The following is a 15,623-nucleotide window of genomic DNA, read 5'->3' as shown; positions in this document are numbered from 1 at the left end:
GCCTTCAGGATCAGGAGTTCGTTCGACATGCTGCACTCGCCTCGTCTCACCCAGCTGGCCCTGTCCATCGCCCTGGCGGTCGGCGCGCCCCTGGCCATTGCCGCAGAGCCGGCCAAGCCAGCAGCGGTGCCAGCTACCGAGGTGACGGCCAAGGCGCCGCTGCCGCTGGAGGAGCTGCGCACCTTCGCCGAGGTCATGGACCGCATCAAGGCCGCTTACGTTGAGCCGGTGGACGACAAGACCCTGCTGGAAAACGCCATCAAGGGCATGCTCAGCAACCTTGACCCGCACTCGGCCTACCTCGGCCCCGAGGACTTCCAGGAGCTGCAAGAGAGCACCAGTGGCGAATTTGGTGGCCTGGGTATCGAAGTGGGCCAGGAAGACGGCTTCATCAAGGTGGTCTCGCCCATCGATGACACCCCCGCCTCCCGGGCTGGCGTGCAGGCCGGTGACTTGATCGTCAAGATCAACGGCGCCCCGACCCGCGGCCAGACCATGACCGAAGCCGTGGACAAGATGCGCGGCAAGGTCGGCGAAAAAATCACTCTGACCCTGGTCCGCGATGGCGGCAACCCGTTCGACGTGACCCTCGCCCGCGCGGTGATCCAGGTCAAGAGCGTGAAAAGCCAGCTGCTGGAAAACGACTACGGCTACATCCGCATCACCCAGTTCCAGGTCAAGACCGGCGACGAGGTGGGCAAGGCGCTGGCCAAGCTGCGCAAGGACAATGGCAAGAAGCTGCGCGGGGTGGTGCTCGACTTGCGCAACAACCCCGGCGGCGTGCTGCAGTCGGCGGTCGAAGTGGCCGACCACTTCCTGACCAAGGGCCTGATCGTCTACACCAAGGGCCGTATCGCCAACTCCGAGCTGCGCTTCTCTGCCGACCCGGCCGACGCCAGCGAAGGCGTGCCATTGGTGGTGCTGATCAACGGCGGCAGCGCCTCGGCGTCTGAAATCGTCGCTGGCGCCCTGCAGGACCAGAAGCGCGCCGTGCTGATGGGCACCGACAGCTTCGGCAAAGGCTCGGTGCAAACCGTGCTGCCGCTGGCCAACGACCGCGCCCTGAAGCTCACCACTGCGCTGTACTACACCCCCAACGGCCGCTCGATCCAAGCCCAGGGCATTGTGCCGGACATCGAAGTGCGCCCGGCCAAACTCACTGCCGAAATCGATACCGACAACTTCAAGGAAGCCGACCTGCAGGGCCACCTGGGCAACGGCAACGGCGGCGCCGAGCGCCCGACCGGCAGCAGCAAGCGCAAGGAACGCCCGCAGGACGATGACTTCCAGCTGAGCCAGGCCCTGAGCCTGCTCAAGGGCTTGAACATCACCTCGGGTAAATGATCGCGCTCATGCGGTATCTGCTGTGTCTGCTGTGCTGCCTGTTAGTCGGCGTCGCCCAAGCGGCGCCGGCCAGCAAGGCCTACATGAGCATCATCATCGACGACCTGGGCCAGAGCACCGAGCGTGACAGCCGCACGCTCGCCCTGCCCGGCCCGGTCACCATGGCAATCATGCCCGACACCCCGCACGCCAGCGATTTCGCCCGCCAGGCACACAAAGCCCACAAGACGGTGATCCTGCACATGCCCATGGACCCGGCTACCGGCCCCTATGCCTGGCACCCCGGGCTACCGCTGCCCGAACTGGCCAGCCGGCTCGACGCGGCCTTGGCCAAGGTGCCGTACGCGGCCGGCATCAACAACCACATGGGCAGCCGCATGACCGCCCAACGCGAAGCCATGACCTGGCTGATGGGCGAACTGCAGCGCCGCCACTTGTTCTTCGTCGACAGCCGGACCAGTGCCGCCACGGTGGCCGCCGCCGAAGCTCAGGCGCAGGATGTAGCACACGTGTCGCGGGATGTGTTCCTGGATGACGTGCGCACCCCCGAAGCCATTGCCGGGCAACTGCAGCTGGGTATCACGATGGCCCGCAAGCAAGGCTCGGCCGTGTTGATCGGCCACCCGTACCCGCAGACCCTCGAAGTGCTGGCGCGAGAAATCCCGCGCCTGAGAAGCCAAGGCGTTGAACTGATCGGGCTCAAGCAGATGATTGCCGAGCGCGGCAACCAGGCCATGCCTGCCCACGGCAAACATGGCCGATACAGCAACCGCTGAACGCCTCAATCGAACGGGATGATGCCGCGCGCCTGTTCCAGGGTGAGCTTGCCTCTGTGCACCCGCTGGGTTGAGCCTTCCTCGCGCCCACTCAAGCGACGCTGGCTCCAGGTTTTCAAATGGCCCAACGTGAAGTCACGCGCCAGCGCGTCGGCGGCAGGCATGTGGAAGTGTGCGGCCCACAACGGCCGGCCTGATGCGGCACCTGGTTGCGCCAGACGCATGATCTTGTACTCGTCGAAGGTGCTGCCATTGGCCATGACTTGGCGCGGGGCGACGTACTGCACCTTGATCAGGTTCTGTTCATGCAGAAAACGTAACGCTTCAGCGCTGGGGTAGCGCGTGTCGGTGTACAGCATGGTCAGCTTGAGGTTTTTTTCCGAGCGCATCTGGTCCGAGGCGACCTCCAGGCGTCTTATGAGGGCGGCGTTGGCGCCCTCCTCGCCCAATGACGTCGCGGCCTGCCCCAGCTTGTCTATCTGAAGATCAAACAGGCGCGCAAGTAACGTGCCTTTAAGGTCATTCACCACGTATTCGTCGGCCCTCAACAGAAGCTGATCGTTCTCATCCAGCAGCGCCTGCACCCGAAACGCCGTATCAGTCGAGGCAGCCTCGGGTGCGACCGGCGCTGGCTCGCGGCTTCGCTCATGCCATTGGCCGTCCCTCCAATCAAAGGTGGCCAACACCGCGTCACTGAACGGATCACGCACCTGATACACCGCCTGACCATCAGCATCGAGCTCTCTTTTGCCGATCAGTATCTGCCCTTCCGCGTTACGCACCGCCCGCTGCGGCTCGCTGGAGATGATGTAGGGCAAGCGCGCGTCAGGCGCACGGGCACCTTCCTGCTCCTTGATCAACGCGACCAGCCGACGCCCTGCATCACGCTTGAGCTTCTCCAACTCCGTCCGGTAGCGGTCCAGCATCGAAACCTCGATCAACGCCCCACCCGTTTCGCGAATTCGCAAGCTGTTGACCAGCGCAGCTGCGTATTCGTCCCATGCCTCCTGCAAGATGGTGATGCGGTCTTCGAGCGGCAGGTTGGCGAAGTCGAGTTCACCGTGGGCACCCGCCGCGTTGCGCAGTGACAGCCCCGACAGCTCCTCCCGGAATACGTTGATTGTGCGCTGACCATTGATGTTATCCAGGTGTAAGGCCAGATCGGCAAGGTTCAACACCTGATGGAAACGGAACTGAACGGTGCTGAACGTACGCTTGGCAATTAGTGAATCAACGCTGCGGCTTTCCGGTTCGGAGGGATTGCTGATGATCTCCTGGCCCGGCACCTCGACCAATAGCTCGTCGAGATGTTCGAATGTAGCCAGCATGCGGTCCTGAAGCCCCACGACGCCTTCGAGCTTGCGGCGAAAAGCCTGATAGGTTTCAAGCACTTGTTGCACAGGCTGCCCATGAAGGCGCTGTTGCATACTGGTCAGCGCCGGGTAATCCGCCAGATCCCAGAGCTCACTGAGGATGAAGTCGCTATTGCGGATCAGGCTGAGCTGAACCTCACGCCGCTGCTCTGTCAGGTCCGCTTCCACCCCCGCTCGCCGTTCGCGGGCATATTTGGGTTCGAACATGGTCTCGATCGTGCGAAGAATCTCCTGGCAGTCCCGAACGACCTCTTCAACCTGCTTTACCGCTTCAATGCGCCTGCTACGAATTTGCGCACCCCATTCGGCTTGACGCGCTTCGTACCGGCCAATCATTTCCCTGGACGCGGCCTGCTCGCTGTCTGTGGTGGCCAGCCCCAGCTTGGCCCGCTCTGTTTCCAACAATTCACCCAGCTTTGTGACCTTTTCTCGCAAAACCGGAATGCTGAAGCCGGCCTCGGCAAAGCGTAGCGTTGCTGCTCTGACCTGCGCATTAAGTTTGGCAACAGTAGCGTGGAGCTTGTGGAAGCGATCGGCGATGTTCCGCCTCATCCCGCCAGCGAGACGAAGCGAACCATCGATACGCCAAACGCCTTGTACATAGCTCAACCATGGGCCGTAGCCACCCTTGCCATCGACCACCCGCACACCGCCGTCGACCACTTCAACACGGTAAGCATCGGCATCTATGGCCGCGTACAGACGCCCGTCGACCTGATACAGGCCTGCGGTCTCGCCCGCGACCTGCAATGCCGAGTCGGGTAGCAACACACCCGTACGCATGGCGCGCAGCGCATGCCGCTGCTCAGGCGCAAGCCAATTGAACCCCTGATTGCCACGCCATGACAGATCCAACCGGCGTTGCGGCAGTGCTGCCAGCTCACCGATTCCCGCAGCCCCTCCGTCAGAGGGGGCCACCGAGACCTCGGCAAAAGCCCCTCGCTGCAGGGCGGGCCCATCGAACGCCGAAACGTTGGGAGATGTTCCGATCGTGGCAGCGTGCGGAGCCGGCTGCCGCGCATGCAGCAATACCATGCTCAAGTTCAGCAACAGATCTGAAACAGCGGCGGGCCGGTCGAACTCGCCGCCCTGCTCAAGCGCCAGCAGGTCATTCTCAAGCGAGGTGATCAGTTGCACCAGCCACGCCACACTGGCCACCGGGCCACGCAGCGCCAACGACACCACATCGAACAGCAGCCAGGCGCCTTGGGACAGGGTTTCCCACCGCCGCTCGGCATTCGAAGTGGATTGCATGTCCGCTAGTTCGATAAGCAGATCCCGGTTGGCGTTGTACAACCTTTCATTGACAGCGGTGGCCCAGAAGACCGGCTCGATGACGGGCGGCTCAGGGCGCTCGGGCAGGCTGGACGGGTCGATGCCAATGCTGGTGACGTGCGGTTCATGGAACCCGCCATGGTCGTAAATATGGCGGACCTGCGGGTTCAGCCAGTCCAAAATACTCGCTTGCAGCAGCGTGGACTCCTGGATGTGAGCGAGTAACGCCGCCAGGGTTGAATACTCACGAAGGGTGTCCTGCGGGTATAAAGGCCGGTACAGCAGCACCAGCGCAGGCTTGGCACAGAACAGCACATACATGCCGCGAACGAGGTCCTGTTGGTGGGAATGCGGCTGGCGTCGAAAGGTCAGCGGCATCAGGGTCATACGGGGTGTTTGCCGGTCGAAATGGCCTGCACAGAAATCAACGACGCACTGCAGCCCAGCTTCCGTGATCTTGCCATCAAGCTTGGCGCTCAATGCGCTGAAACGCAGGGCGTTGCGCCACTCCCGGGCAAAGCGCCGGACGCGCTGTGCACGCTGCAACGGGTCGTCCAGTTGACGGGCGACATAGGCGGGATAGTTGCCACCGACATCAATCTGGCTCACCAATCGACTGGCAGCATCGGCATCCAGCCAGGCTGGGGCAGCAGAACCGTCGGCGCGCTGAATGCGCCGGATAGAGGCATTGCTGAGCGTTCCGAGGTTGCCAATGGCGAACTCAGTCAGCGTCTTGCTGCCTTCGAGCGCCACCGGCTCGCCCCCGCCTGCGCCCGTTCCTGCGCCTCCGGGAATACCCAACGCCACGAAGAATTCGATCAGCAGGTCATCCGGGGAGACAGCCTGCGCGTGAGCGGATTGCATTTGCTCAGTGAGCCGCTGGCGGGTGTAATCCCTGAGGCTCAGGATGCCGTCCATGGCGCCAACCCCTTCGGCGTCGAGCTGATCGACTGCCAGCTGCAACAGCCCCGCACGGTAGGCCACGCTATCGCTTCCAGAGCTGGTCGACAACGCCGGTGGGGTCTTGACCGCCGGGGTATCGTCCGGGTAGCTGTCGAACCACTGCGCAGGGTCACTGATCTGGGCGAACAGTTGCTCCAGCGCGGCGACATCTTCCAGGCGGCGGTAGCTCACCCGGTCCACCTGAGTGAACAGCGTCTCCAGCAACGCCGACACCTGCTGTGCGAATACATTGCCCTCAACCGGATAACGCCGCCAGGACAGGGCATCGAAGCTGTAGCGCTGCGCCAGATCATCACGCAGGGCCAAGGCGAAAGCGGCCAGCGAGGCAAAGCCACGCACCTCGCCAGATGGCGCGCACCAGAGCACCACCTGCCGCTCATCCCACTCACCTGTCACCAGCAAATGGCTAAGCCATTGTTCCGATTCACGCAAACCCTGGGTCAGCTGGACCTGCACGAAGCTCGCCGTGGGCTGGTCGGCACCGCCGCGGATCAGGCCGCGGATGCAGGCCTGCTCCTGGGCATCCAAGCCTTGCAAGGGCAGGCCGCGCAACAGGGCCGTGCTCAACAGCAACTGCAGCCAATGATCACGGCTTGCACCGGTACTCCCGGCGCTCGCCCAAAAGCCGAGCTGTGCCTGGCAAAAAAGCTGCGGCAGTTGCTCGATCAGGTCATTGAGCGGTTCGCTCAGGCCGCTGAGTTGGCGGGTGTCGAGCACGTTGTCGGAGCCGGCAAAGCGGTGAGGATCAACCAGGCCGAGGTTATGATGGCGGCCTTCGACGGGCTCCAAATCAAGAAAGCGCGACTCGAGCATGGCCTGCAGTACACGATCAACCAGCGGCTGAGTGGACCAATAGGGTGTGGACGGGTCCGGGCTGTCCAGTGTGAGCACATCAGCAGACAGCAATGCAGGCTGTACCGAGGCCAGCCATGGCAGTTCTGCCAGCAATAACGTGAGCAATTGGTCGCTGACGACCTGGCGTAGCGTGGGACGGGCGGCGAACTGCCGGGCAGCGGCTCGCTTGAAATCGAATGTCGATGCGTCCGAGGGGGTCATAAGAAGGCACTCCAGGTAAATGAGCTGGAAGCCTGTCGCGCGCGCTCTGCCACCTGGTGCTACTTATTGCAGGGCAAGTGCTTGTCTTGGGTTTTGTGGTGGTGCGCAAATCGAGCGCCGCCCGCGCGGCGCTTCGCAGCACAAGGCTGCTCCCACATCTGTTTCGGGCCAGTTACGCCTGTACCTACGCGCGCGACCGCCTTGTTTGTTCCGCACGATATCGAGGTGGACGCCAAAGGGCCGCGCGCCTCTGCCTCAGGAATAATTGGCCCGAAACAGATGTAGGAGCAGCCTTGTGCTGCGAAGCGCCGCGCGGGCGGCGCTCGATCTCAAAGGCGCATAAAATCCAGCGACAAGCACCCCCAAAAAAAAGCCCTGCTGTTCAGCAGGGCCCTTTTCACAACGATCAGCTGTACACACGCCCCAGCAGCTGGCGATGGCTCTCGAACTGGTCGAGCACATCACGCACGATCTGCTCCGGCGCGAAGCCCATCAGGTCGTATTCCTGGCTGCCATCGTGCAGGTACACCTCGGCGCGGTAGAAGCGCTGTTGCACTTGCGGCTCGCCCTCGACCGGCGCCTCGCTCGGCGCGGCCAGGTAGCCGTCCAGGCTCACTTCATAGACGAAGGGGTTGCCCTCTTCCATCATCACCCGCAGGCCCATCATGTTGCGCGACTGGCCCACACGGGTTTCAACCTCGAAGCCCAGGGTGCGCAGTTGCTCGGCCGCTTCTTTCAGGGCCGGGCTGACCTGCTTGTCCATGAAGCGCTGCACCACAGCCTGGGTCGGCTGCAGTTCCAGCTGGGTCAGGCGCTCGCTGAAGCCGCGGCGGCCACGGGCGGCCAGTTCGGAGCGCTCCTGCTCGACCGCAACGTCCTGCTTCATGGCCTTGTACAAGCCGAACATGAACAGCACCAGCACCACCGAGAACGGCAGGCCCGCCAGCACCACCATGGTCTGCATGGCTTCGAAGTTGCCGGCGAACAGCAGGCCGATGGTGACCAGGGTGATGATCACCGACCAGAACACCACCATCCAGTGCGGGGCATCTTCATCAACCTTGCCGCCTTTGCACGACAGGTTGGCCATCATCACCGCGCCGGAGTCCGCCGGGGTGAGGAACAGCACGAAGCCGACGAACACCGCCACACCGATCACGATCTTAGCGGCCGGGAAGTATTCCAGCAGCTGGTAGATCGACATCGACGGCTGCTCAAGGGCCGTCTTGCCCAGCTCCACGGCACCCTGGTTGATCACCAGGTCCAGCGCGGTGTTGCCGAAGATCGACAGCCAGGCCAGGGTGAAGCCCAGCGGGATCAGCAACACGCCCATGACCAGCTGGCGCACGGTACGGCCCTTGGAGATACGGGCAATGAACATGCCGACGAACGGGCCCCAGGAAATCCACCAGGCCCAGTAGAACACGGTCCACAGGCCCAACCAGCGCTCCGACTTGCCCGCTTCGCCTTCGTAGACGTACAGGTCGAAGGTCTTCAGCACGATGCCATTGAGGTAGTCGCCAACGTTCTGCACGAAGCCATTGAGCAGGTGCAGGGTCTCGCCGCCCAGCAGCACGAAAATCAACAGGCCGCTGAACAGGATGATGTTCAGGTTGGACAGACGGCGGATGCCGTTTTCCACGCCCGACACTGCGGCCACGGTAGCAACGCCGGCCATGACCAGGATGACCACCAGCAAGTTGGTCTTGCTGTGGTCCATGCCGAACAGGTACTCAAGGCCCGAAGACACCTGCATCGAACCGATCCCCAGGTTGGTGACCAAGCCCAGCAGGGTGACGAACATGCCGAATATGTCCACGGCATTGCCGGCAGCGCCCTTGACCCAACGCTCACCCACCAGCGGATACAGCGCCGAGCGCAGTGCCAGCGGCTGGTTGTGGCGGTAGGCGAAGTAACCCACGGCCAGGCCGACCAGGGCGTAGATCGCCCAGCCGTGCAGGCCCCAGTGCAGGAAGGTCAGCTGCAGGCCCTGGCGCGCGGCTTCGAGGCTGGCGGGCGTGCCTTCCGGTGGGTTGAAATAGTGGTCCAGCGGCTCGGAAGCGCCGAAGTACAGCAGCGAAATACCGATACCGGACGAGAACAGCATGCCGGCCCAGGCGCCGTAGCTGAAGTCGGGCTGGTCATCCTTGCCACCCAGCTTGAGCTTGCCGTAGTCGGAGAAGGCCAGGTAAACGACGAACACCAGGTATCCGCAGATCACCAGCATGTAGTACCAGCCGAAAGTGCGCGTCAGCCACTTCTGGGCCACGCCCAGCACTTGGCCTGCGGTTTCGGGTACAGCGATAAGCAAGGCAGTCAACGCAAGGATCAGCAACGCCGAGGTGTAGAACACGACGCTATTGACCCGGACCCTCTCGGCGGGGGGTTTGGTAAGGGAGGCAGAACTCATTGCACGAATGCTCCGGGCAGTACGGCTGTGGAGGCTAATCAGTCTTTTCCCGAGCAATTGGTGGAATACCCCCACTGCGTCAGGTGTTATAAAAGCACCCTGGAAACCGTGATCCCGAATCGATACGTTGCAAAAAAACAGACAGGTGGTCTGCAAAAAACGCCGCATCCAACACCGTGGTGCGCGCATTCGTCACAGAGCACCCCGCCCGCTCCAAGGGCCTGCCGCAGGTCGATGACCGTTCGGCAGAATCTGCATTTCGCATCGCACATGCCCGTCAACGCCTTGTATTCCGGGGGTTACGCGATTTCCTGGGGTGTCAATCCGTGCGCTCGAAACAGCCTGAAAAACTGTCAATGGCACAAATTGTCGCAGAGCTTATTCTTTATTGATTGAACGTTCAATCAAAACAAAATAGACTGGCCTTCGCCGAGTCAGCCGCTTGTCGTCTGCTTGTCAGGCCTGAGGAGAATGCAAGATGCCCAAGGTCGGTATGCAACCCATCCGCCGCCAGCAATTGATCGAAGCCACCCTGCTAGCGGTCGATCAGGTGGGGCTGGGAGATGCCAGCATTGCGCTCATTGCCCGTTTGGCCGGCGTGTCGAACGGCATCATCAGTCACTACTTTCGGGACAAGAACGGCCTGATTGCAGCGACGATGGGCTACATCATGAACATGCTCAACGAAGGCGTTGCAGCACGGCGCCAGGCACTGACGGACGACAGCCCGCGTGCCCACCTGAAAGTGATCATCGAGGGCAACTTCGATGCCAGCCAGGTGAACGGCCCGGCAATGAAAACCTGGTTGGCCTTCTGGGCGTCCAGCATGCACCAGCCCGATTTGCACAGGTTGCAGCGGATCAACGATCACCGCTTGTACTCCAACCTATGCTGTCAGTTCCGCCGCGTCCTGCCGCTTTACCATGCGCGCAAGGCAGCCCGCGGGCTGGCGGCCCTGATCGACGGCCTATGGCTGCGTGGCGCGTTGTCGGGAGATGCTTTCGACACCGACCAGGCGATACGAATCGCTTACGAATACATGGATCTACAACTGGCTAAACAGCAGTCCCTGGGCACAACCGACCAGGCTTCTGAACCACCGCGCACGGCCGTTGCCAACCCGGCAGGAGCGTGACGCGCTAGCCAACCACACACTGCACTTGCGAGGACACTATGGCCCGTTTCGGAACGCAAAAACTCTACATTGATGGTGGTTATGTCGACGCTGGCAGCGATGCCACCTTCGAGGCCATCAACCCGGCCAACGGCGAAGTCCTCGCGCACGTGCAACGTGCCACTCAGGCCGACGTCGAAAAAGCCGTCGAAAGCGCCGAGCGTGGCCAGAAAGTCTGGGCTGCGATGACCGCCATGCAGCGTTCGCGCATCCTGCGCCGCGCCGTCGACATCCTGCGCGAGCGCAACGATGAGCTGGCTCAGCTGGAAACCCTGGACACCGGCAAGTCGTACTCCGAAACCCGCTACGTCGACATCGTCACCGGCGCCGACGTGCTGGAGTACTACGCAGGCCTGGTGCCGGCCATCGAAGGCGAGCAGATCCCGCTGCGTGAAAGCTCCTTCGTCTACACCCGCCGCGAGCCGCTGGGCGTGACTGTCGGTATCGGCGCGTGGAACTACCCGATCCAGATTGCCCTGTGGAAATCCGCCCCAGCCCTGGCCGCTGGCAACGCGATGATCTTCAAGCCGTCGGAAGTCACTTCGCTGACCACCCTGAAACTGGCCGAGATCTACACCGAAGCCGGCCTGCCGGATGGCGTGTTCAACGTGCTGACCGGCAGCGGCCGCGAAGTCGGCACCTGGCTGACCGAGCACCCGCGCATCGAAAAAGTCTCCTTCACCGGCGGCACCACCACCGGCAAGAAAGTCATGGCCAGCGCCTCGAGCTCCTCGCTCAAGGAAGTGACCATGGAACTGGGCGGCAAGTCGCCACTGATCATCTGCGCCGACGCCGACCTGGACAAGGCCGCCGACATCGCGATGATGGCCAACTTCTACAGCTCCGGCCAGGTGTGCACCAACGGCACCCGCGTGTTCATCCCTGCCGAGCTGAAAGCCGCCTTCGAAGCCAAGATCGCCGAGCGCGTTGCCCGCATCCGTGCCGGCAACCCGGAAGACGAAAACACCAACTTCGGCCCACTGGTCAGCTTCCAGCACATGGAAAGCGTGCTGGGTTACATCGCCAAGGGTAAAGAAGAAGGTGCCCGCGTACTGTGCGGTGGCGAGCGTCTGACCGAAGGTGACTTCGCCAAGGGTGCCTTCGTGGCCCCGACCGTGTTCACCGACTGCACCGACGACATGACCATCGTCAAGGAAGAAATCTTCGGCCCGGTGATGAGCATCCTCAGCTACGAGACCGAAGAAGAAGTCATCCGCCGCGCCAACGACACCGAATACGGCCTGGCCGCGGGCGTGTGCACCAACGACATCACCCGTGCCCACCGCATCATCCACAAGCTTGAAGCCGGCATCTGCTGGATCAACGCCTGGGGTGAATCGCCGGCCGAAATGCCGGTCGGTGGCTACAAGCAGTCGGGCGTTGGCCGTGAAAACGGTATCAGCTCGCTGGCTCAATACACGCGCATCAAGTCGGTCCAGGTCGAGCTGGGCGGCTACTCCTCGGTTTTCTAAACCGCGTGTAGTCACGCCCGTGCCAGCGCGCACGGGCGTTCCCCGCTCCCTGATCACCGCCAAACGAGGGTACTTAAATGTCCCAAGAATTCGATTACATCATCGTCGGCGCAGGTTCCGCCGGTAACACCCTGGCCACTCGCCTGACCGAAGACGCCAGCGTCACCGTACTGCTGCTGGAAGCCGGTGGCCCCGACTACCGCTTCGACTTCCGCACCCAGATGCCAGCCGCCCTGGCCTTCCCGCTGCAGGGCCGCCGCTACAACTGGGCCTACGAGACCGACCCAGAGCCGCACATGGACGGCCGCCGCATGGAATGTGGCCGCGGCAAGGGCCTGGGTGGCTCTTCGCTGATCAACGGCATGTGCTACATCCGCGGTAACGCCATGGACTTCGACGGCTGGGCAGAACTGCCAGGCCTGGAAGACTGGACCTACCTGGACTGCCTGCCGTACTTCCGCAAAGCAGAAACCCGCGACATCGGCCCTAACGACTACCACGGTGGCGAAGGCCCGGTCAGCGTCGCCACGCCCAAGGCTGGCAACAACCCGCTGTTCCACGCCATGGTCGAGGCCGGCGTGCAAGCCGGTTACCCGCGCACCGAAGACCTCAACGGCTACCAGCAGGAAGGCTTCGGCCCGATGGACCGTTCGGTGACCAAGAACGGCCGCCGTTCCAGCACCGCGCGCGGCTACCTGGACCAGGCCAAGAAGCGCCCGAACCTGACCATCGTCACCCATGCCCTGAGCGACCGCGTGCTGTTCGACGGCAAGCGTGCCGTGGGCGTGACCTACCTGGTCGGCGACAGCGAAGAGCGCGTCGAAGCCCGTGCCCGCAAGGAAGTCATCGTCAGCTCCGGCGCCATCGCTTCGCCGCAATTGCTGCAGCGCTCCGGCGTCGGCCCACGCGCCCTGCTGGAAAGCCTCGACATCCCGGTCGTGCATGACCTGCCGGGCGTTGGCGAAAACCTGCAGGACCACCTCGAGCTGTACCTGCAGTACGCGTGCACCCAGCCGGTGTCGCTGTACCCGTCGCTGCTGTGGTGGAACCAACCGGCCATCGGCGCCGAGTGGCTGTTCAATGGCACCGGCATCGGCGCCAGCAACCAGTTCGAGGCCGGTGGTTTCATCCGCACCCGCCCTGAATTCGAGTGGCCGAACATCCAGTACCACTTCCTGCCGGTCGCGATTAACTACAACGGCTCCAATGGCGTGAAGGAACATGGCTTCCAGGCGCACATGGGTTCGATGCGTTCGCCAAGCCGTGGGCGCATCCAGGCCAAGTCGAAAGACCCACGCCAGCACCCGAGCATCCTGTTCAACTACATGGCCACCGAGCAGGACTGGCAGGAATTCCGCGACGGGATCCGCCTGACCCGCGAAATCATGGCCCAGCCGGCGCTGGACCCGTACCGTGGTCGCGAGATCAGCCCGGGCGCCGACGTACAAACCGACGAGCAACTGGACAAGTTCATCCGCGAGCACGCCGAAACCGCCTTCCACCCGTCCTGCTCGTGCAAGATGGGCACCGACGACATGGCGGTGGTCGATGGTGAAGGCCGCGTGCATGGCATGCAGGGCCTGCGTGTGGTCGATGCGTCGATCATGCCGATCATCATCACGGGCAACCTCAACGCCACCACGATCATGATCGCCGAGAAAATCGCGGACAAGATCCGCAACCGCAAGCCACTGCCGCGCAGCACGGCCAAGTACTACGTGGCCAACGGTGCGCCGGTCAAAGGCAAGCCGATGCGTGAAGTGAAGCAAGCGTAAGCCAGCCCTGGCCTCTTCGCGGCTGAAGCCGCTCCCACAGGGTTCGCGCAGTTCTTGAAAACTGTGCAGTACCTGTGGGAGCGGGTTTACCCGCGAAAGGGCCCGCCCAGGCAACACAAAAGAAGGCACCCCTCGCGGTGCCTTTTTTTCATCTGCAGAAACGCTTTACATGCTGCCAATTCATCAGGTTAGAATCAGTTGGCACGCGACTTGCCAGTCAAGCCCCCTTCCCGCGATATCCCGGAGTACCTGCCTTTGGATGCCAGCACCATCAACAGCCTGTTTCTGATCGGCGCATTGCTGGTGGGTGCAAGTATCCTGGTCAGTTCGCTGTCCTCACGCCTGGGCATCCCTATTCTGGTCATCATTCTCGCCGTCGGCATGGTCGCCGGCGTGGACGGTGGCGGCATCATCTTCAACAACTACCCGACCGCCTACCTGGTGGGCAACCTGGCACTGGCGGTGATCCTCCTCGACGGCGGCCTGCGCACCCGCGTGGCCAGCTTCCGCGTGGCGTTGTGGCCGGCGTTGTCGCTGGCCACGGTCGGGGTGATGATCACCACCGCCCTCACCGGCCTGGTAGCAGCGTGGCTGTTCAACTTGAGCCTGATCCAGGGCCTGCTGATCGGCGCCATCGTCGGCTCCACCGACGCCGCGGCGGTGTTCTCGCTGCTGGGCGGCAAGGGCCTGAACGAGCGGGTCACCGCTACGCTTGAGATCGAGTCGGGCAGCAACGACCCGATGGCAGTGTTCCTCACCGTCACCCTGATCGACATGATCGCCAGCGGCCAGACCGGCCTGCACTGGAGCCTGCTGACCCACCTGCTGCGCGAGTTCGGCATCGGTGGCCTGCTGGGCCTGGGCGGCGGCTGGCTGATGCTGCAGCTGGTCAACCGCATCAACCTGGCCGGTGGCCTGTACCCGATCCTGGTGGTGGCGGGCGGGCTGGTGGTGTTTTCGCTGACCAACGCCCTGCATGGCAGCGGCTTCCTCGCCGTGTACCTGTGCGGCCTGGTATTAGGCAACAAGCCGATCCGCAGCCGCCACGGCATCCTGCACATGCTCGACGGCATGGCCTGGCTGGCGCAGATCGGCATGTTCCTGGTGCTGGGCCTGTTGGTCACGCCGCATGACCTGCTGCCGATCGCCCTGCCGGCCCTGGGCCTGGCACTGTGGATGATCCTCATTGCACGGCCGCTGTCGGTGGTCGCCGCGCTGCTGCCGTTCAAGGCCTTCCATGGCCGCGAGAAGGGCTTTATTTCCTGGGTCGGCCTGCGCGGGGCGGTACCGATCATTCTGGCGGTGTTCCCGCTGATGGCCGGGCTGCCGGATGCGCAGCTGTTCTTCAACCTGGCGTTCTTCATCGTGCTGGTGTCGCTGCTGGTGCAGGGCACCAGCCTGCCGTGGATGGCCAAGCTGCTGAAGGTCACGGTACCGCCAGACCCAGCGCCGATCTCCCGCTCGGCGCTGGAAGTGCACATCACCAGCGAGTGGGAGCTGTTCGTCTACCGCCTGGGCGCCGAAAAATGGTGCATCGGCGCGGCCCTGCGCGAGCTGAAGATGCCCGAAGGCACGCGGATTGCCGCACTGTTCCGTGGCGAACAACTGCTGCACCCGTCGGGCAGTACGGTGCTTGAGGTGGGCGACATGCTCTGCGTGATCGGCCACGAACATAACCTGCCCGCGCTGGGCAAGCTGTTCAGCCAGGCGCCGCAACGCGGCCTGGACCTGCGTTTCTTCGGCGACTTCGTGCTCGAAGGCGATGCCGAACTGGGCGCCGTGGCCGCGCTTTATGGCCTGAAACTCGACGGCCTGGACGCGAAAATGCCGCTGGCGCAGTTCATCCGACAGAAGGTCGGAGGCGCTCCAGTAGTAGGCGACCAGGTCGAATGGCATGGCACGATCTGGACCGTGGCGACCATGGACGGGAACAATGTCCAGAAAGTGGGCGTCAGATTCCCCGAAGGAACGCGACCCGGACCAGGATTGTTCCTCTAAACTCCGT

At 62.9% G+C, this 15,623-nt stretch carries 8 protein-coding genes; 6 read left to right on the top strand and 2 right to left on the bottom strand.

Annotated elements, in window-relative coordinates; genetic code table 11:
- Positions 1-27: 27 nt before the first annotated feature.
- Positions 28-1,344: a S41 family peptidase gene (locus tag AB7M33_RS10665; protein WP_027592376.1), complete on the top strand. Its 1,317-nt coding sequence runs from the start codon at positions 28-30 to the stop codon at positions 1,342-1,344.
- A gap of 8 nt (positions 1,345-1,352) precedes the next feature.
- On the top strand, positions 1,353-2,120 hold the full coding sequence (locus AB7M33_RS10660; RefSeq protein WP_265969995.1) for a divergent polysaccharide deacetylase family protein: 768 nt from the start codon (positions 1,353-1,355) through the stop codon (positions 2,118-2,120).
- 5 nt (positions 2,121-2,125) lie between these two features.
- Here the strand turns inward: AB7M33_RS10660 and AB7M33_RS10655 are convergent, their stop codons facing one another.
- Positions 2,126-6,787: a hypothetical protein gene (locus tag AB7M33_RS10655; RefSeq protein WP_454242824.1), complete on the bottom strand. Its 4,662-nt coding sequence runs from the start codon at positions 6,785-6,787 to the stop codon at positions 2,126-2,128.
- Between the two features lie 406 nt (positions 6,788-7,193).
- A complete protein-coding gene (locus tag AB7M33_RS10650) occupies positions 7,194-9,197 on the bottom strand; it encodes a BCCT family transporter (RefSeq protein ID WP_374707412.1) in 2,004 nt (667 codons plus the stop codon).
- Positions 9,198-9,675: 478 nt separating this feature from the next.
- Between AB7M33_RS10650 and betI the strand changes: the two genes are divergently transcribed.
- The 4 genes from betI to AB7M33_RS10630 all read left to right on the top strand — a co-directional run bounded on the left by betI (position 9,676) and on the right by AB7M33_RS10630 (position 15,616).
- Positions 9,676-10,332 carry a transcriptional regulator BetI gene (gene betI, locus AB7M33_RS10645; RefSeq protein WP_027592372.1) on the top strand — a complete coding sequence of 219 codons (657 nt, stop codon included), beginning with the start codon at positions 9,676-9,678 and terminating at the stop codon, positions 10,330-10,332.
- Between the two features lie 38 nt (positions 10,333-10,370).
- A complete protein-coding gene (gene betB, locus AB7M33_RS10640) occupies positions 10,371-11,843 on the top strand; it encodes a betaine-aldehyde dehydrogenase (RefSeq protein ID WP_027592371.1) in 1,473 nt (490 codons plus the stop codon).
- Between the two features lie 77 nt (positions 11,844-11,920).
- Positions 11,921-13,618 (top strand): choline dehydrogenase, encoded by a 1,698-nt coding sequence (gene betA / locus AB7M33_RS10635; RefSeq protein ID WP_265969999.1) that lies wholly within the window; start codon positions 11,921-11,923, stop codon positions 13,616-13,618.
- A 255-nt stretch (positions 13,619-13,873) separates the two neighbouring features.
- Entirely contained in the window at positions 13,874-15,616 is a 1,743-nt protein-coding gene (locus AB7M33_RS10630; protein ID WP_027592369.1) for a potassium/proton antiporter, read from the top strand.
- Positions 15,617-15,623 lie beyond the last annotated feature (7 nt).

This window comes from Pseudomonas sp. Y3 TE3536, from assembly GCF_053629175.1.
The sequence above is the reverse complement of the archived record's forward strand: the minus strand, read 5'-3'. Positions and strand labels throughout refer to the sequence as shown.

Bases quoted from the DNA above. Each gene is read 5' to 3' on its own strand.
- betA (WP_265969999.1), top strand. From the start codon at position 11,921: ATGTCCCAAGAATTCGATTACATCATCGTCGGCGCAGGTTCCGCCGGT.
- AB7M33_RS10665 (WP_027592376.1), top strand. From the start codon at position 28: ATGCTGCACTCGCCTCGTCTCACCCAGCTGGCCCTGTCCATCGCCCTG.
- betI (WP_027592372.1), top strand. From the start codon at position 9,676: ATGCCCAAGGTCGGTATGCAACCCATCCGCCGCCAGCAATTGATCGAA.
- AB7M33_RS10655 (WP_454242824.1), bottom strand. From the start codon at position 6,787: ATGACCCCCTCGGACGCATCGACATTCGATTTCAAGCGAGCCGCTGCC.
- AB7M33_RS10650 (WP_374707412.1), bottom strand. From the start codon at position 9,197: ATGAGTTCTGCCTCCCTTACCAAACCCCCCGCCGAGAGGGTCCGGGTC.
- betB (WP_027592371.1), top strand. From the start codon at position 10,371: ATGGCCCGTTTCGGAACGCAAAAACTCTACATTGATGGTGGTTATGTC.
- AB7M33_RS10660 (WP_265969995.1), top strand. From the start codon at position 1,353: ATGCGGTATCTGCTGTGTCTGCTGTGCTGCCTGTTAGTCGGCGTCGCC.